Genomic DNA, 18,143 nt, shown 5'->3' on the forward strand with positions numbered 1-18,143 from the left:
CCGGGAGTGGTTTGAATGACTTTCGAGCAGATATGGAAGCCTCGTTACTGGCGGACGTTATCCCTCAAACCTGGGTGCTTTCAGAGCTGTCTCTTGATCACAAATAGCTACCTTGTTCTATCATTTCTCACTGATAAAACAGGTCATGCTTCCACTTTCTCCTAAACCATGGTCAGAACTAACTTTTGGATGTGCTGATTTGGGTGATACTCGACGTACAAAACGACTTGTCAAAGTTGCTGCCGAGCTTTCAGCTCATACCGGTAATTCTTTGTCATCTTCATGCGAAGGTTATACCGCACTGGTAACTGGAGCTTACCGGCTGATTGAGAATGAGGCCGTAAAGCCTGAAGCAATAGCTGAGGCAGGCTTTCAGGCAACTGCCAAAATAGCGAGACAGTCTCGCCTACTTCTGGCTCTCGAAGATACAACAACCCTGGGTTATAAACATGCTGTCAGATCCGAGCTTGGTGATCTTGGAGGTCCTGAAGGCTCTAAAACCAGAGGATTCCACGTCCACTCTGTCTTCTTGGTTGATGCGGATACAGAGCGAAGCATTGGGCTTATTGATCAAGAACGATGGGTTAGAGAGGACGTTCAGCGGGGGAAAAAGAACCAACGTCGTCAGCTACCTTACGAGGGAAAGGAAAGCTTTAAGTGGCAAAGAGCCTCTGAAAACACAGAACAAAGGATGGGGGGTAAAATGCCTGACATCATCAGTGTTTGCGACCGGGAGGCGGATATATACGAATATATGCACTACAAACTGGATAACCGACAGCGGTTTGTTGTAAGAGCTACACAAAACAGAATCCTGGTGGATGGCGAACTCTTATTATTTGATTCCTTAGCTCAGACTGAAGTGTTGGGGAAATATACGATAGTGGTTCCTCAAAAAGGAGGTAGAAAGAAGCGAAAGGCAACGCTGCAGGTCAAAAGAAAGAAGATGACAATACAGGCGCCGCAAAGGCCAGGCGGCAGGCCGGAACCGGTAACTATGAATATTGTGTCGGCTGAAGAGATTGGCAATGACTCCGAAGACCGTTTGCACTGGGTACTATTGACAACTGAAGATATTGAAACATTCGAAGACTGTCGCTCTATCATTCGATTTTACGAGCTCCGATGGCGAATAGAAGAGTTCCATAAGGCTTGGAAATCGGGAGCAGGAGTAGAAAGGCTTCGTCTGCAATCTCCGGATAACATTGAACGACTTGCGGTCATATTAATGTTTGTCGCTGTCAGACTAATGCAAATCCGTGAAGCATTAATGTTACCGAATGACAGGCAGCACAAAGACAGAAAGCTTTGGAGTGAAAAAACACTCGCGAATGAGGTGGTCAGTGATGATGAATGGCAGGTTCTCTGGCTAACCTATGAAAAAAAAGCGTTGCCCGATAAGCCGCCAACAGTCACTTGGCTGCTTCAAACGATTGCTCGGCTTGGTGGTTGGGGTGATTCAAAGCATACAGGGCAGCCCGGCTGGTTAGTGGTATGGGAAGGCTGGGCGAAATTGCAGGATCGGGTAAAAACCTGGCAGATAGCCCGGCAGTTCAGCGCTGGAGAGATGTGATCAAGAGTCAGGCTTTCAGAGGGGGGGCGTGTTTGGGGGTCCGTAAGTATTCTCAAAGAGGATCTGCCAAACTATCCGGAGCTTTCACCATGGCTGGCCAATGTCTATGTTGAGCCATCCAGGCGAGGGCAGGGCTATGGTCAGCAGCTGGTAAAGGTGGCAATGGGATATGCACAGCAGCAGAACTTGGGGCCGCTATTCCTGTATACTCCGGATCAGGTCAGTTTTTATGAGAAGTTGGGTTGGCGCACGTTTAATGACGATATCTATCTTGGGAAAAAAATATTTCTCATGAGTATATAGTCATACTACATGCTTACTCGCTTCTGACTTGACGGAAGATCTGCTGTGCTCAACGATGAATTATTATCAGTCGTTGTAAGTCGCAGTTCTTAAGGTAGACATTAAGCCCCACCCACCGCACAAAGGCCTAATCTTGTACGCCCTGAACAACCATCCCGTGCAGGGTGTTCTCGTTTCGCATTATTTCCCCAGAAGTCCAGTAGCTTTTTAATGCATGAGACCAATGACTTTCCTGCATTCATCAACGATGAAATCACATTACCAAACAGGTGAGTCCCACTTTTCATCACCTTGTGCGTCGAGATTTCCTCAATGCTCCCACTTTCACAGAGGTTCGCCTGTGCAGCATGGGCAAGGTACCTTTTCAACGTCACAACCACAAAGGACATCAGAATCAGGCTAAACACCAGTGTCGCTGATTTGGTGTTAAAACGATGCCACCCTGAATAGGATTTGATCTCTTTGAAAATCAGCTCTATCTGCCACCGTAGACGATAGGCCTGGAGCACATCACTCAAGGTGAACTCCACCCGGTTCAGGTTGGTCACAACGAAAACCCACTTCTGTTTTTTGTCATTCCAGCGGACAACCAAGCGGAATGGCCAGGCTTTGAATCCCGGCCATTCTACATCCAGGTCGAGGCACTGGTCTTTGGGGAAGCCAGACAGTACATCCTTCAGTTTTTGTCCTTTGTAGCGATTGAGATTCTTGCCATCCTCCCGTACCGCGCTGAGTATCGTCGGGTTGATACTCTGAGGTGCCTTGCAGATAAAAGAACCCTCCCTGTCATCAATAGCGGCAAAGAGTTCCAGCTCAAAATAACCGGCATCCATTAGCATCAGGATATAGGCCATGGATGTTGGCAGTGGTGGCAGACAGTCTCTTTCTGAACGGGTATCTTCAGTCAGCTGCACCCGCACCAGGTTGTTGGTGAGAAGATCCATTGTCGTATGAAGCTCGACGGCAGCAGGACTGACCGTTGAGAACCTGCCGGGAAATGCTTCTTTCAGGGCATCATAGACAGCTTGTGACGAACCGTCCTGAATCAGAATGTGCTCAAACTCTGAAAATGGACTGTCTTCATCAAACGCCATGACTTTGCGGGAAAATATTTCCAGACACTGCACCCATAGCCACAGGATAAGAGTAGGCAGCGCGTCCTTTTTAGCTTGATTTGTCCAAGAACGATAAGAGACATTCAGCCCCGTCAACTCGTTAAATTTACGGTGTAGATCCGCCTGGGTATCGCAGTTTCCATCACCAGCGAGGGCATCGATCAGTGAGAGGATAAAATCCAAAGGACGGATATCTCGCTGTCGTATAGTAAAACCAAGCTGTTCCGCCATACTTAGGAGTTCTGACCGGTCGAAACAGGTCAACAGTTTTTTTCAACTAATCTACTATTTGCAGTACTCATCTTGTTCAGCCATTGATAATGGTTTCGAAGCTTTATTGTGGCTGTTCAAGGTGGGTTCTGCCGCCGGAAACGAACCTTTTTTGAGCTTAATGTCTACCCTAAGAGTCGCAGTTAACCTCTAAAGACTTGAATATTATAATGATGGAAATCCATATACCCAGAGCATTTTCCTGCATGAGCAAAAGAATGTTATCTTCCCTTCACCAGCTGGTAGCCCGGCGCTTGCTGGGAGTGTTGACCGTGGCTGGTCTGGTTTTCGCAGGCCAGGCCAGTGCTTATGGACAGATTCCCTCGCCACCGGAAGTGTCCCTGAAAAGTTATATCCTGATGGACGCCGGCAGTGGCGAAGTGCTTGCCTCACAGAATCCCGATGACCCCATGCACCCAGCCAGTCTGACCAAGATGATGACTGCTTACCTGGCTGAAATGGAAATGGCAGCAGGCAACATCAACCGTGATGACAAGGTTCTGGTCAGTGAAAAAGCATGGAGCCTGGGCGGTTCCACGATGTTTATTGAAGTTGGGGAACGGGTAGCGGTTGAAGAACTGCTGAAAGGTATCATCATTGTTTCTGGTAATGATGCCAGCGTTGCTGTTGCTGAACATATCGCCGGCAGCGAGGGCGCGTTTGCCCAGTTGATGACCAGCACCGCCCAGCGTCTGGGTATGAAAAACACACTGTTCCAGAATGCTTCCGGCTGGCCTGCAGATGACCATTACTCCACAGCCCGAGACCTGGCCATTCTTGGCAAGCATATCGTTCAGGACTATCCGGAATACTACGGCTGGTATGCTGAGAAGTATTATCAGTATGGCGTGGATAAAAAAACCGGCAAACCCCTGCGTCGTCAGGCAAACCGCAATCGTCTGCTCTGGACCAACCCCTATGTGGATGGTCTGAAGACCGGGCATATTGAAGATACCGGCTACCATCTGGCGGTCACCTCTGAGCGTGATGATCGCCGTCTGATTGCTGTGCTGTTGGGCTCCAGGAGTGAGAAACAGCGTGCTGATGATGCCCAGAAACTGCTAACCTATGGTTTCCGTTTCTTTGAAAACGTGGACGTGAAAAAAGGTGGCGAGCCGCTACAAACGGTCAAGGTCTGGAAAGGGGATATCAGTGAAATTACCGCTGGCATCACTGAGGACCTGATTGTTACCGTGCCCCGAGGCACGGGTAAGAATCTGACCGCCTCTCTGACTATCGATCCAAAGCTTGAAGCGCCTATAGAGCAAGGCCAGACCATTGGTTCAGTAAAGGTTATGCTGGACGATGAACTGGTTCGTGAAGTGCCGCTGGTTGCCCAGCAGGCTGTTGAGCCCGGAGGTTTCTTCAAGCGTATCTGGGATAGTATTATCTTGTTCTTTACCGGACTGTTTTCTTAAGCCTTCTGCTTTGGCAGCCTCCTGGATTGAGATAAGGATAAACAGTGCTGTATTTCCGAAAGGGTGCAGCGCTTTTTACTATTTACAGTCCGACAATGATGTAGGTAGATGGTTATGCAAGAGCCACAAGCCCCCAAAATTGAATTCCCCTGTGATTACCCTATTCGTATCGTAGGGCACTCCGCTCCCGATTATAAAGATTTTGTTCTGAGGGTGGTGGCAAAACACGCACCGGACTTCGATGGCCATGCAAAGATGAAAACCAGTCGCAATGGCAAGTACATGTCAGCGACAGTGGTGATTCATGCCACTGGCGAACCGCAATTGCAGGCACTTTTTGAAGATTTGAAAGCCAGTGGCCGTATTCAGATGGTCTTGTAATGGACAGGGCTACGATGGTTAAAGGCAGCAAATCGTCGGACAGTATCGGAAGTGACCTGGTGGTTCGTTATCTCGGGCAGAGAGACTACGAGCCTGTCTGGCAGGCGATGAAAGCCTTTACGGCCAATAGGGATGATCAGACCCGTGATGAATTCTGGGTGGTAGAACACCCTCCGGTATTCACCCAGGGGCAGGCTGGCAAGCCGGAACATGTCCTTTTCCCGGGAGAGATACCGGTTATTCAGGTGGATCGCGGTGGCCAGGTTACCTATCATGGTCCGGGACAGCTGGTGTTTTACTTCCTGATGGATGTCCGCCGAAAGAAGAGTGGTCCAAGGGCCGTGGTTTCTGCATTGGAAAGTGCCGTGATTGAGATGCTTGCCAGTTATGGCATAGAGGCACAAAACAGGCTGGATGCACCGGGTGTTTATGTCAACGGTGCAAAAATTGCCTCGCTAGGGCTTCGATTCCGTAAAATGTGTTCTTATCACGGTCTCAGCCTGAATGTGGACATGGATCTGGAGCCATTTAATCGCATAAACCCTTGCGGTTATCCCGGGCTTCATGTGGTGGACATGGCATCGCTGATGGGAAATGTCGATATAGAGGACGTGAGTCGGCGCTTGCTGGTATGCTTCCAGAAAGCACTGGGTTATCTCAATGTTGATGAAAAAGCGGTGAGCGAAGCACTGCCTGCGGATAGCGGGCATAATGGGTCAACAGCGTAACGACCCAGTTAGCAGTATACAAAGATAACAGGGGGAGGCATGTCTACTCATTCAGAAAACAACGGTCTTGAGCCGTTAGACTGCCATGGGCTAATGGACAGCCATGAGCGGGTAGATAGCGGACTTGCCGGAGAAGGCTCGCGGATGAAGCCGGAACAGATTATCCCGACAGTACAGATAGACAGTAGCGTCAAGGTAGAAAGTGGCACCAAGTTTGTCAATGACAAAGGTATCACAGCCATTAAAAATGGCATTAAAGCCAGTGCCGGTGGGCAGCATGCCCCGATTCAGCGGAAACCATCCTGGCTCAGAATAAAAGCAAGTCACGGCACAAAGTACAAAGAAGTCAAAAGTACCGTTCATGAACATAAGCTGAGTACGGTTTGTGAAGAGGCCATGTGCCCGAACATCAACGAGTGCTGGAGCTCTGGTACTGCAACCATCATGTTGATGGGCGATACCTGCACCCGGGCCTGCCGGTTCTGTGCCGTGAATACCGGGAATCCCAAGGGGTGGCTGGATCATGATGAGCCTGAGCATACCGCTAACTCAGTCAGGTTGATGAACCTGAAGTATCTGGTTCTGACCTCGGTGAACCGGGATGACCTGCCGGATGGCGGCGCTGGACATTATGCTGCAGTGGTTCGCCGGGTTAAGGAAGAAAATCCGGATACCGATGTCGAGGTTCTGACCCCCGATTTTCTCGGTGTCATGTCCCATGTTGAAAAGGTTGTTGATAGCCCGATCGCCGTCTTTGCCCAGAATGTAGAAACCGTTCGCCGATTGACTCACCCGGTGCGTGATCCCAGGGCCAGTTACGAACAGACACTGGCTGTGCTGGAACATGCCAAGAAATACCGTCCTGACGTCCTGACGAAAACCAGCCTGATGCTGGGGCTTGGTGAAACCGATGATGAGATTCTCGAAGCCCTGGATGATCTGAGAGCCATTAATGTGGATATTGTTACCTTTGGCCAATATCTGCAGCCAACCCTTAACCATCTCCCTATTGAGCGTTATGTGACGCCGGAAGCGTTTGAAAAATATCGGCGATGGGGCCTGGAAAAAGGATTTCTTGAGGTGGTTTCCGGTGCGCTGGTACGATCCAGCTATCGTGCAGAGCAAGTATTACAGAAGAACAACGTGGGTCTTTGATGGTTACGGCCTCTATGGGGGAAGGTGGTTCATCCCATTTTTGACGCTACCGTTCCCTGGCGTCGGGCCTGATACCACCAGTTTTCTTCTCAGCCTTTGAATATCGCCTAATGGGGTTATTTTTGCGATGCGATGACGTAAGCAGGGTTCATTTTTTAGTCGATTTCTCCATTTATTAAATTCATTAGCCGTATTATAGAATTCCCCCGCTTTATGTTTAAGCCTGTTTTTTTCCTTTTGATCATCACAATCTGTTGCCATATCACCATGTATGTGGCCAATAAGGGATAAAAAAGAACCGGTGATGAATGTCAGTGACAGGCTATGTTCAAATTCAGCTAACTGACGTTTGGCGGTAGCGCGTGGCTGCCTGATCCATAGCGCCTTGTAGTCGGCTAAATCCTGATCACAAGGGTGAAGGCAGCATAGCCATCCCAATGCTTTGTCAATTAACAGGTTTCGAATAGCAAGTTGGTTTTTTGGAATGTCGTCAGATAATAAAACTCTTTCAGAATCTTTCCGGTCCAGACCATAATGGATTAATGTTTCGCCGGATTGGCTAAGTATGTTTAACTCACAGAGCTTTTGTTCTTGTTTGGCTGATGAATTGAAGGCTGCCAGATGTTCTGATTCTTTTGCCATAACTCTGAGGCTCCATAAGTCCATGTGAGCGAAGCTTGCTTGTTGTATTATGAACTGAGTATCCTGACAGAATTGTTGTAATATGGCCCGAGCCTGTTCAAAGTCACTGTTGTGCAATAATTGTGTGACGCAGAGGCTGATATAAGACAGCCGGGTTCGATGGATTGATTTAAGGATTTTCCCTTGAATGGGTTCTTCTGTGATGCTTTCGTTGATAGAACATTGATCTTCAGAATATTGATCTTCAGAGCATTGATCTTCAGAAAAATCAGGATTCTGTTTTTGTTCAGACAGGTCTCTGTTTACAATACTGTTGCTCTGAGCTTCATTTAAACTTTGTATTTTTGTGGTTTCATTTTCCCCGGTTGGGTTTGGTAGGCGTCGTTGTTTTTTTGATTTCTTTTTCCTGGTAGATGTCGTTTCCAGAGCCCTTGGTTTTATTTCGATGAGTTCCAGTTGATCGATAATTCCCTGAATATAGAATGATACTTCCTTTGCATCGATAAAATCATAATGCGTTATGGCCCGCTTCAAAGCAGCAATAACCTCCTCTATTGAAACGATATTATTTTTGCTGTTCTTGATCAGCAGTAAAGCCTGTTGAAGATTGGCTGCGTGAACACCTTGTTGTATGGCTAGTTTAGAACTCTTAATGGCTTCTTCTAACTGGTTGTTCTTCTCATATAGTTTGCTGAGTAACCATTGGGCTTCAGGTGTTCGAGATTTTAAAAGCTCAGCTTCTGATTTTTCAGGTTCGTTTTTCAGGTAGTAAAAAACAGCTGATATATAGTGTCTGCTGTCTTTGTTGGGGATATTGGCAAGGTTGGATGTATCTTGAGTGATCAGGAAATTACAAATAGTCGTCCAGATTGGCTTGTCGATATATAGTAATGCACATTGCTGTATGACAGGGAATACCTTTTTCTTAAATTCGGGAACTCTTAGAAAATTGATAAGACGTTCCAGTATTGACAGGCCTATGTCGGGTGAATTGTATGTCATTTCACCGATATCGCTAAACCGGAGAGCACGAAATAATAATGAATCCGTAGTTAAATCAGGAATGTCGTGTGACTCATGGACAAGTGCAAGATTATCACTGTTCAGTTTGTGAATCATCTTGAATGCAGATTCGCAAAGTGCTGAGACAGTCAGTTTTTTTGCCATACTGGCTTGAACGCAGTGTTTTTCTTTGAATAATTCAGATCCATAAATGAATTTCAATATATTGGATTTCAGGGTTTCAGTATCTCTGAAACAAGACAGGTGTTTTAATGAGTTGGAAATGCCGGAGATGACAACCTCGGGTAGTAAATCTTCATCAAAAAGCTCCATTTTCTGATTCTTGGGATCACAGCAAGTAACTCTTTTATTAATTTTTGTGATGGGTATGTTGATGATTTTGTCATTTTCAAAAAATGATAAAATGCGTTTACTGATTGATATGAAATTAGCTGATTCCGTTTCTTGTTTAGTGTTTTTTACCCCTTCAAACCAAAGAATCATTAAGAAAAGATCCTGAGTCTGATCCGGGTCTGATGGTGTGCACCTCAGGAAAAAATCAACAATGTGGTTTTCGAACTGCTCAAGATTATCCACAACAGATAATAAGCTTTTCGGTATCCTCTCTGGTAAGATCTCCACGATCCGCTGCAGCTCCCAGTATTTCAAATAAGTAGTCTGGATCTGGTCCAGTAGATGAGAGAGTGTTTTTGCCGATGGTGTTTGAAAATATCGATTTTCTCTTTCTGTAATGACTTTGCTCCCTCGATCACACAGTGATTTTTTCTTTATTAGTTGATCCTTGGTATAATGAACGACCTGGTCTTCATTTAGTTTGACTGAACGACTGCGCAAATCCTGTGGTTCCTGTGCACTTAGCTCTGTTGTAAGATGTGACGCCAAATCCAGATTCATTACCACTTTAGCCACTATTGATGCATCTGCAGATGCTTCTGCAGATGCTTCAAAAGAAGGTCTGTGACCATTTGGGCTCGGAGGAGTAAATGGTAGTAGAGGATAGGGATTGTTAGAGCTTACCATCTGTCGAGTCTAAGATTAGCGGTTGAATTACTTAATTAGACCATATTAATAACATTAAGTTTTACAGAAATGCTTTTCAGCTCTTTCAAGCGGTTATTAAAATCTGATTTATTGAACTCATTACTCACCTTGTTTTGTGGTAATATCTTAGCAAATAATGTTGAATGCATTTTATATTAATGTGTTCTTGGTTGAGTCTTTCTTTTTTCCGGAGTTATAACGAAGCCTTGGCAGAGCTATGCATTAAACAAAAAGCTACGATTAACTTGTAGGTTTGAGGGGGGTACTAACGTAAGATCTACTGCCTGAAACTACGGCCTTCGCAATGCATGCGTAACATGCATAAAATAAGTGGTTGGTCAACCACTTATGGTAAGGTCATTGTAATTGCTCTTATGCCTCCGGAGTAATAGCCGCCTTCCCGGCCTTGCTGTTCTGTGGGCGAGAACAGGGTAGAATGTTCACTGCTTTACAGGGGGCATTTGTCACTAATGACTGAACATCCGGTAGCCAGAAGCAAACCATGCTGCGTGGCTGTGGGGATGGCTGCGGCAGGATCCAGCTTTATTACTATGTTTATTGATCAATACTGTACCCCTCTGGTGGACAACCGCTTTTCGTTTACCCGTGAACAGGCCAGCCAGTTTGCGAAGCGCATTGCCAATGATTTTAATCCACTTCACGACGTGGATAATTCACGATTCTGTGTTCCGGGTGACTTGCTATTTGCCAAGATCCTGCTGAGTGAAGGCCTGTATAGCGATATGCGCGTCACTTTCAATGGCATGGTCACCGATGGTGTTGAGCTTGAAATCTGTAACAATGATAAAGGCCATAAGAGTATTTATGACCTTGCCGGCAGGATGTATCTGGATATTGAGCATCATGGAGCCTGCAGTCATGACACATTGATGATTGAACAGCTGGTGCGCAGTTATGTTGCTTTCTCTGGTGAAAACTTTCCCAATGTCTTTGTGCCTCTGATGAAGTCCCATGGCGTGATGATCAATACGATTAAACCACTGGTAATTTATGACAGCATGACCTTGAAAATGGAGCAAGTTGACCTGGTAAACCCTCACCTGGAAGCGGCAGGCGCTGATTTGGAAGTTAATGGCAAGCGGGGAAGGGTTACGTTGAACTTTATTTACCGTGAAAATGGTGATGTGGTGGGTATGGGGAAGAAAACCATGATTCTCTCAGGCTTGAGACCTTATGATCAGGAAGCCATTGATATCATGATTGAAAAGCACATCGCCCGGCAGCAACAATTTGCCAGCTAGGAGTCGGAACGGGAATAGGCTTATGTGATCATAAGCCTCTCACTCAACCCAATGGCATTGACTTAAGAGTGAAAGCCTTGCCATACGTAGGCTTTAAGACACCCTATGATTTGAACCAAAAAGGCACAAAGGAAGAAAACAGAAATCTTTTCTCCGTGTCTCTCTGTTTCTGTGGTTCAAATTCAAATCTATCAGCCCGGGGTGGATACCCGAGCCCATAACAAAATTAAGTACGCTGTTATTGCTGACCATAGTATGGGGCTTGTCTCAATATTCAGTCAGTATGGGTTGCTTCTTTGCTCTGTAGCAAGCAGAAAATTTTCTTATCAATGAAACTATTCAAAATATAAATGGACTAAATGCATTTGAGATTTAGGCTGCTGAATGAATCCACATATTAATAGTCAATACGCTAATAATTGGTTGATGCAAAGCACGTCAGCCCATACTTTCCAATCAAGTGCACAAACATCGTATCAGGTTGAGGCTAATAACCCTGCATTTGGCCAATGGCGTGGGGGTGGGTGTAAATCAGTTTATGAAAGAGTTCCCACACTGTTTGTTCCAGAACAAACAATGGTTAATATCAAGAGAGTTGCAGTAATCCACTGTCCATTTAAAGGGGCAGCATTAAACCTGAAAATCAACGATATTGGCAAGAGTTTCGAATTACCTTTTCGCAGCTTTAGTGGTACCGATGTTGTAATAGGAGATATTACGATTAAACCGAATTTAATCATCTGTCCTCACAGTATATACCGCCTTTATGCTCTATTACTTGATAATCAAAATAATAGAGTGCTATCAAGTAATTTATTCAATGGGGTAATAAAAGGTGAAGCAGTATATTTTGACATTGAGTCAATTTGGGACTGTCTGAAAGATCGAACAATCAATGATTTTTGGGATACCAAACCGGAATATTATGATGGCATGAGCAGAAATGAGGTGCCCGTTGCAACGACTGTAATCGGGTGGGAGACCTATGTATAACGATGGGATAGCAAAGCGCCTGCGCCACGTATAATGCCATCAATGAACACGGCAAACTCCTTTCTGCTCCGCGATGATACAGGTCAATCCGGGACAACCGGTCGTTAAATCAACGGGAAAAGTGCAGTTGAGCCAGCAGTGTTGTATCCTAGCTGGTTATTAGTTTCCCTGACTCTTTGATTGGTTTTTCACGAAGCTTTTCTCACCAGACTGCTTTCAAGAAAGCATCAAAGCGATCCTTTACATTAAGCCTGTTGAGCGATGATGGAAGAGCATTACCAACCGCATCAGATTGAGAGCGAAGCCCAGAAATTCTGGGAAGACAACGACAGCTTTGCTGTCACCGAAGGCACTTCAGCAGTCTCTTCAGAAGAGAAGAGTAAAGAGAAGTACTACTGCCTCTCTATGTTCCCCTACCCTAGTGGCCGACTGCACATGGGGCATGTTCGTAATTACACCATTGGTGATGTGATTGCACGCTACCAGCGCATGCGGGGCAAAAATGTCCTGCAGCCGATGGGCTGGGATGCGTTTGGTCTGCCTGCAGAAAATGCCGCCATCAAAAACAAAACCGCACCAGCGCCCTGGACTTACGAAAACATCAATTACATGAAAGGCCAGCTCAAGCGTCTTGGCTTTGGCTATGACTGGAACCGTGAGCTGGCAACCTGCAAGCCGGATTACTACAAGTGGGAGCAGTGGTTCTTCACCCGGCTCTACGAAAAAGGTCTGGTTTACAAAAAAATGGCCACCGTTAACTGGTGTCCGAACGACGCGACCGTACTGGCCAACGAGCAGGTCGAAGATGGCCGCTGCTGGCGTTGTGACACCATCGTTGAGCGCAAAGAACTGCCACAGTGGTTTGTCAAAATCACCGCCTACGCTGATGAATTGCTGGCTGACCTCGACAAGCTGGAACATTGGCCAGAGCAGGTCAAGGCCATGCAGCGCAACTGGATTGGCCGCTCTGAAGGTGTACAGATGACCTTTAAGGTTGCTAATGTGCCCGGCACTGCAGCGGCTGAAAGTGCAGTCGGTGAGTGTGTTCCTGAAGAGTTCAAGGTTTACACCACCCGCCCTGATACCCTGATGGGCGTGACCTACGTAGGCATTGCCTCTGAGCACCCATTAGCCAAAGCTGCAGCGGTCAATAACCCGGAGCTTGCGACATTTATCCAGGAGTGCAAATCCAATGCGGTAACTGAAGCTGAAATGGCAACCATGGAGAAAGTGGGTGTTGATACTGGCATCCGCGCCATTCACCCCATCACCGGTCGTGAAGTGCCCGTATGGGCAGCCAACTTTGTACTCATGGATTACGGCACGGGAGCGGTGATGGCCGTTCCCGGTCATGACCAGCGTGACTATGAATTTGCTACCCGTTTTGGCCTGCCAATCGAACAGGTCATCGAACCGGCAAACGGTGAAGCAATTGACCTTAAACAAGCAGCATTTACCGAAAAAGGTAAACTGGTTAACTCCGGCGAATTTGATGGCCTGACTTCAGAAGCGGCATTCAACGCCATTGCCGACCGACTGATTGCTGAAGGCAAAGGTGAGCGTCAGGTGAACTATCGCCTGCGTGACTGGGGCGTTAGCCGCCAGCGCTACTGGGGTGCACCAATCCCAATGTGCTACCTGGAAGACGGAACTGAAGTTCCTGTTCTATTGGAAAACCTGCCGGTATTGCTGCCAGAAGACGTGGAAATGGACGGTATTCAGTCCCCGCTCAAAGCAGATCCTGAGTGGGCTAAAACCACCCACAATGGCCAGCCAGCCACCCGTGAAACCGATACCTTTGATACCTTCATGGAGTCCAGCTGGTACTATGCCCGCTACTGCTCACCAACGTCTGATGACCAGATGCTGAACCCCGCGCAGGCCAACTACTGGTTGCCAGTGGATCAGTACATCGGGGGTATTGAACATGCGGTAATGCACCTGCTTTACTCACGCTTCTATCACAAACTGCTCCGTGATGCGGGTCTGGTGGAAAGTGATGAGCCGTTCAAGCGGCTGCTCTGTCAGGGGATGGTGCTGGCCGACACCTTCTTCAAGATTGACGAAAAAGGCGTCAAGCAGTGGATTGCCCCGACTGATGTGGACAGTGAGTTTGACGATAAAGGGCGTTTGGTTAGGGCAACCCTGAAAGCCACCGGTGAAGTGGTTGAATATGCGGGCATGAGCAAGATGTCCAAATCCAAAAACAACGGTATTGACCCGCAGGACCTGATTGATCAGTACGGCGCTGATACCATCCGTCTGTACACTATGTTCGCGGCGCCACCTGAGCAAACTCTCGAGTGGTCTGAAAGTGCGGTAGAAGGTGCCAACCGTTTTCTGCGTCGCTTCTGGAAACAGGCAGCAGAGCATATTGCCAGTGGTGATGTGGCTGCTCCTGATCTGACTTTCGATATCAATAGCCTGACCAAAGAGCAAAAGGATCTGCGCCGTAAAGTACATGAAACCATTAATAAGGTTTCGGATGACTGTGAGCGCCGCCTGACCTTCAATACGGCCATTGCGGCAATCATGGAGCTGAACAACGCGATCAACAAGTTCCAGGTGAGCCATTCACAGCATCAGGATCAGGACCGTGCCGTCATGCGTGAAGCCATTGAAGCTACCACGCTGATGCTGGCACCTATCGCACCTCATGCCATGCACAGCATCTGGCAGGCTTTGGGTCACTCTGAGCCCGTACTGGATGCTTCATGGCCAGTAGCTGACGAGGAAGCCCTGAAAAAAGATGCCATCATCCTGGTGGTACAGGTTAATGGTAAGGTTCGTGCAAAACTGGAAGTACCCGCAGGCCTGGATAAAGATGCCATTGAAAAGCTGGCTCTGGAGCATGATAACGTCAGCAAGTTCACCAACGGTCTGACCATTCGTAAAGTGATTGTGATTCCCGGAAAACTGGTGAATATTGTTGCCAATTGATCCGGCAAGGCAACAAGCCCTCGACTTTAGAGTCTGTATAAAACGATAATTCGGTCAGCTTTTTATAGTGAAGCAAGCCGAAATCAGTGAACTGTTTTTCCAAGTTCGTTATTACTTCCGTTTTTTGCCTAAAAGCCTTTAGTTATGCTGCTTCTGAATTATCCGGTATTAACTGGTCGATCAGATCGCGAAAATTGAACTCATATTTTTGCTTATATCTGTTCCAGCCCTTGCGAATAGAGAACCTCGGAATAATTCCTGAAAGAGCAATTTTCATCATGCCTGCAGTGGTTGTATCCGGGCTTCTCCAGGGTATCCGAGAAATATTCAGACATGCCTGATTTTTACAAACGGTTAATAACTGCAATAATGCATAGCCTGCCATTTTCAAATGCATCCATCGAAGCAGTGTTCGCAATTTCTGCTGCCATAAATGGCAACAGCCAAAAGCATGTTTGAGTTGGTGAAACATTGGCTCTACCGGCCATCTCCGGGAATAGGCACGAAGCACCTCCAGTCCCTCAAGTTCCGGATTGGTCGAGATGAATATTCTGCTTTCGGTCAGACCTTTGTCATTTTCAAAGCGACTCCAGACGACGCGTACTTCACGACCTTTAAGGAATCTGGCGCGACAGATCAGGGTACGATAACGTATTTTGCGAAATTTGCCGTACATCCATACTGTTGCTTTTTCTTCCGGCAGTTTCTTAACCTGTTCTGTCGTCATCTTGATGCCGTACTTTTTTGGGCGCCCTCGCTTCTTTACGGTGGGTGCTGGCGGCAAAGCATAGAGGGCCCGATTTGAAGGTATCTGACCAACAACTTCTATGTTCATTTCCAGAGCTGGCTTTATCAGTGTCCAGTTCATATACCAGCAATCGGTTAGCAGGCGTAGCACTCGATCCTTCACTTCATTGCGTACCACCCTGAGCATGGCCACGGCAATTTTCAGTTTGCTGGTGTTACCTGAAGCTGGTGTCGGAAATGAGATCACCGGTATGGCGGTAAATACTTCATCTGCAGCCCGCTCAAATATGATGGCCAGGGAAACCCAACACTGCCCCCAGATGTACGTCGGCCGATTGCGTTTCTTGCTGTGTTGATGATGTGTACGACAAGCAGGGGCTTTGTCGGAAAACCGTTCGATTACCCAGTCATCAAGCCCCAGGACCACAGGTTGATTCTCAGGAGCTTTGGAGCAGACCAGACGGATCAAGTGGCGTGCCAAGTTCTTCCATTGCCACTTGCCCTGAGATAGCCAGTGGTGGTAGCTGCTCCACACACAATGAAAATCAATTGTTAACAACGCCTGTGTAACAAAGCCGTCGGCTGAAAGCATGCAACCGAACAGCAGTTCGCAGAACGTTGGTACTGCAGTTGATGATAGCGCTCCAGCAAGAAAGGTTGTATATGAAGCGAGCTCCCTGAGGATTACTTGATGATCTGAAGTGAGCATGGCAACCATCTCGAATTTCGTCATTGGGGATGGTTGCTTTTAGCAGATTATGCGCCGGAACTATTGTGCTCTTAAAACTCTAAAGTCGAGAACAAGCCTTCCTTCCGGAAAAACAACAGAGGGGCAGCTGCCCCTCTGTTGTCCACAATATAATGACTCGGCTTATTCATCATCAAATGGCTCAAAAGGCTCATCATCAAACATAAAGAATGCCTTTGCACCTTCCCTTTCTTTTTCTTCCTCTTCTTTAAGCTCTTTCCTGCTTTTTCTTCTTTTATCCGATCGATTCCCCGGATTTGCATTTGGCAAAATAATAGGAGGCAACTGCTTTGGACCACTTTCCGCAGCCAGTAGTGGTTGTGCTGCGATATTGGCTAGACCAGTGGCAGCCAGTAACTGGTTTAACGAACCCGTTACCTGATTAGAACTGAGTGGCATTACACTACTATTGGCACCGGTATTAATACCGACCTTGTTTCCTGACTCAGGACGAACGGCTTCATGGGCACCGGGCTTCCCAAGAGGAACTGGCTTTTCCCCACCTTTCAGTTCATGCTTACCTTGAATATTATTCAACCCGGACCTCTCCTGCGCAGAAAGCCCATCACGTCCCACTCTGGAGTTGAGAGCATTCGCTGCTTCCGGCGTTAATAACGCTGAAAGACCTTGTCGAGTAATAGCGAGGCCTTTTGGCTCGGCAGCAATGGCGTACTGATGGTAAAGTGAGTCAACCTCTTGCAATAAAGCAGGATCCGACAATGATGTAATGTCTTTCAAAGCCAAAGACAACTTTCCCTCCAATCTGGATAAATCCATCGCTATCTGACTATCTTCCAGACGCCCCAGCAACCGAAGACTATTGATAAGATTACCTAATAATTCACTGAGTGAATTTGCTTGAGACAGGAAGAAATGATCCACCTGCGAAGCAGAGTGACCTTTAGAGTTATTTTGTCTGGTATCAATCAGCTGGGCACTTTCCCCGGTTAAAAAGTCAACCAGTTGAGCTACTTTTGCTATCACCTCAATGATCATTCGCGCAGAAGCGCCTTCTGTCAGGTCAGGTCTGGCGGCAAAAACATGGACGGCACGAGGCATCACAAAGAGAGAAGCAGTCGATCTATCGGGTAGTGCCCTCCAGACTGCAGATAGGTCGTTGCCCGCATAGGCTGCGTTCCTGATCAAGGCTAGCGGTGAAATCACTATTGGCAGTGAAGACAACGCTGTACGCGCATGAGAAGCCTGTGGATTCTGGTTAGCTATATTCCTCTCAACTATCTGCCGCCCTAATGGCCTGGCAAAAAGTCTGTCATGAACAGACCTGAGTTCCCAACGCTCTATCTCCCTCACCAACTTGGTGTTACCGAAAGAATCAGTAACATATAGACTTTTTTCTTTAGTCAGTTCAGTGCGGCTTGCATTCGTTGTTTGATCGCCTTGTACCGGCAAGTTTGGTTGTAAGGGTACAGCTAATTGAGCGTATCCAGCTTCTGCCATGGTGCCACCTGCTTAGTCCAAAGCAGAGAAAGCTCTCTGCCATCATCTTAAATTAATTATTATTTTTCCCTATATAATTGAGACACTGGTAATCTGGATAAGTTCCACTGTGGCGGATTTGTCTGAACGTCTTATCGCCGGGGAGCAATCAGGCCAGCGAAGCAGGGGTGTACTTTCGTAGCACTGGCGTTATGGAGAAGATCGTAAAGCTTCATAGTGAAGCTGTTGTAATCAGGAAGGGTATGTTTTTACAGTTGGGAATGCTGCATTACTGTCAGCTCCCCAGAGTCTGTTAGGACTCAAAAAGTTTACAGAATTGCAAGAATTCTTGTAAACTTTTTTCTCA

At 47.0% G+C, this 18,143-nt stretch carries 12 protein-coding genes and 1 pseudogene; 9 read left to right on the plus strand and 4 right to left on the minus strand.

The window, feature by feature from the left end:
- Window positions 1–145: 145 nt before the first annotated feature.
- Window positions 146–1,573: an IS4 family transposase gene (locus MJO57_RS07145; protein WP_252017676.1), complete on the plus strand. Its 1,428-nt coding sequence runs from the start codon at window positions 146–148 to the stop codon at window positions 1,571–1,573.
- 27 nt (window positions 1,574–1,600) lie between these two features.
- Window positions 1,601–1,876 (plus strand): annotated as a pseudogene (locus MJO57_RS33170) (GNAT family N-acetyltransferase); the annotation flags it as partial.
- A 101-nt stretch (window positions 1,877–1,977) separates the two neighbouring features.
- Here MJO57_RS33170 and MJO57_RS07150 read toward each other — a convergent pair.
- Window positions 1,978–3,255 carry an IS4 family transposase gene (locus tag MJO57_RS07150; protein ID WP_256493246.1) on the minus strand — a complete coding sequence of 426 codons (1,278 nt, stop codon included), beginning with the start codon at window positions 3,253–3,255 and terminating at the stop codon, window positions 1,978–1,980.
- A 212-nt stretch (window positions 3,256–3,467) separates the two neighbouring features.
- Here MJO57_RS07150 and MJO57_RS07155 point away from each other — a divergent pair, with 212 nt between their 5' ends.
- The 4 genes from MJO57_RS07155 to lipA all read left to right on the plus strand — a co-directional run bounded on the left by MJO57_RS07155 (window position 3,468) and on the right by lipA (window position 6,943).
- Window positions 3,468–4,679 (plus strand): D-alanyl-D-alanine carboxypeptidase family protein, encoded by a 1,212-nt coding sequence (locus tag MJO57_RS07155; RefSeq protein WP_252024074.1) that lies wholly within the window; start codon window positions 3,468–3,470, stop codon window positions 4,677–4,679.
- A 114-nt stretch (window positions 4,680–4,793) separates the two neighbouring features.
- Window positions 4,794–5,060, plus strand: a complete 267-nt coding sequence (locus MJO57_RS07160) for a YbeD family protein (protein WP_252024076.1) — start codon at window positions 4,794–4,796, stop codon at window positions 5,058–5,060.
- Window positions 5,060–5,788, plus strand: coding sequence for a lipoyl(octanoyl) transferase LipB (gene lipB / locus MJO57_RS07165; protein WP_252024078.1), 729 nt, complete (start codon window positions 5,060–5,062; stop codon window positions 5,786–5,788). The genes MJO57_RS07160 and lipB overlap by 1 nt, the downstream gene beginning before the upstream one ends.
- Before the next feature lie 144 nt (window positions 5,789–5,932).
- Complete coding sequence (lipA, locus tag MJO57_RS07170; RefSeq protein WP_252026975.1) at window positions 5,933–6,943, plus strand: lipoyl synthase; 1,011 nt, start codon at window positions 5,933–5,935, stop codon at window positions 6,941–6,943.
- 12 nt (window positions 6,944–6,955) lie between these two features.
- Here lipA and MJO57_RS07175 read toward each other — a convergent pair whose 3' ends face one another.
- Window positions 6,956–9,628, minus strand: a complete 2,673-nt coding sequence (locus MJO57_RS07175; protein WP_252024079.1) for a lipopolysaccharide assembly protein LapB — start codon at window positions 9,626–9,628, stop codon at window positions 6,956–6,958.
- 542 nt (window positions 9,629–10,170) lie between these two features.
- Here MJO57_RS07175 and MJO57_RS07180 point away from each other — a divergent pair.
- The 3 genes from MJO57_RS07180 to leuS all read left to right on the plus strand — a co-directional run bounded on the left by MJO57_RS07180 (window position 10,171) and on the right by leuS (window position 14,844).
- On the plus strand, window positions 10,171–10,911 hold the full coding sequence (locus MJO57_RS07180; RefSeq protein WP_252024081.1) for a DUF3581 family protein: 741 nt from the start codon (window positions 10,171–10,173) through the stop codon (window positions 10,909–10,911).
- A 384-nt stretch (window positions 10,912–11,295) separates the two neighbouring features.
- Window positions 11,296–11,904 carry a hypothetical protein gene (locus tag MJO57_RS07185; RefSeq protein ID WP_252024083.1) on the plus strand — a complete coding sequence of 203 codons (609 nt, stop codon included), beginning with the start codon at window positions 11,296–11,298 and terminating at the stop codon, window positions 11,902–11,904.
- 264 nt (window positions 11,905–12,168) lie between these two features.
- On the plus strand, window positions 12,169–14,844 hold the full coding sequence (leuS, locus tag MJO57_RS07190; RefSeq protein ID WP_252026976.1) for a leucine--tRNA ligase: 2,676 nt from the start codon (window positions 12,169–12,171) through the stop codon (window positions 14,842–14,844).
- Between the two features lie 142 nt (window positions 14,845–14,986).
- Here leuS and MJO57_RS07195 read toward each other — a convergent pair whose 3' ends face one another.
- Both MJO57_RS07195 and MJO57_RS07200 read right to left on the minus strand, forming a co-directional pair.
- Window positions 14,987–16,324 (minus strand): transposase, encoded by a 1,338-nt coding sequence (locus tag MJO57_RS07195; protein ID WP_252017304.1) that lies wholly within the window; start codon window positions 16,322–16,324, stop codon window positions 14,987–14,989.
- A 138-nt stretch (window positions 16,325–16,462) separates the two neighbouring features.
- Window positions 16,463–17,797 (minus strand): hypothetical protein, encoded by a 1,335-nt coding sequence (locus MJO57_RS07200; RefSeq protein ID WP_252024085.1) that lies wholly within the window; start codon window positions 17,795–17,797, stop codon window positions 16,463–16,465.
- Window positions 17,798–18,143: the final 346 nt, after the last annotated feature.

Origin of the sequence: Endozoicomonas sp. SCSIO W0465 (genome assembly GCF_023716865.1) — a bacterium.
GTDB lineage: Bacteria > Pseudomonadota > Gammaproteobacteria > Pseudomonadales > Endozoicomonadaceae > Endozoicomonas.

Bases quoted from the DNA above. Each gene is read 5' to 3' on its own strand.
- MJO57_RS07160 (WP_252024076.1), top strand. From the start codon at position 4,794: ATGCAAGAGCCACAAGCCCCCAAAATTGAATTCCCCTGTGATTACCCT.
- MJO57_RS07200 (WP_252024085.1), bottom strand. From the start codon at position 17,797: ATGGCAGAAGCTGGATACGCTCAATTAGCTGTACCCTTACAACCAAAC.
- MJO57_RS07180 (WP_252024081.1), top strand. From the start codon at position 10,171: ATGGCTGCGGCAGGATCCAGCTTTATTACTATGTTTATTGATCAATAC.
- leuS (WP_252026976.1), top strand. From the start codon at position 12,169: ATGGAAGAGCATTACCAACCGCATCAGATTGAGAGCGAAGCCCAGAAA.
- MJO57_RS07185 (WP_252024083.1), top strand. From the start codon at position 11,296: ATGAATCCACATATTAATAGTCAATACGCTAATAATTGGTTGATGCAA.
- MJO57_RS07155 (WP_252024074.1), top strand. From the start codon at position 3,468: ATGAGCAAAAGAATGTTATCTTCCCTTCACCAGCTGGTAGCCCGGCGC.
- lipA (WP_252026975.1), top strand. From the start codon at position 5,933: ATGAAGCCGGAACAGATTATCCCGACAGTACAGATAGACAGTAGCGTC.
- MJO57_RS07195 (WP_252017304.1), bottom strand. From the start codon at position 16,324: ATGACGAAATTCGAGATGGTTGCCATGCTCACTTCAGATCATCAAGTA.
- MJO57_RS07145 (WP_252017676.1), top strand. From the start codon at position 146: ATGCTTCCACTTTCTCCTAAACCATGGTCAGAACTAACTTTTGGATGT.
- MJO57_RS07175 (WP_252024079.1), bottom strand. From the start codon at position 9,628: ATGGTAAGCTCTAACAATCCCTATCCTCTACTACCATTTACTCCTCCG.
- lipB (WP_252024078.1), top strand. From the start codon at position 5,060: ATGGACAGGGCTACGATGGTTAAAGGCAGCAAATCGTCGGACAGTATC.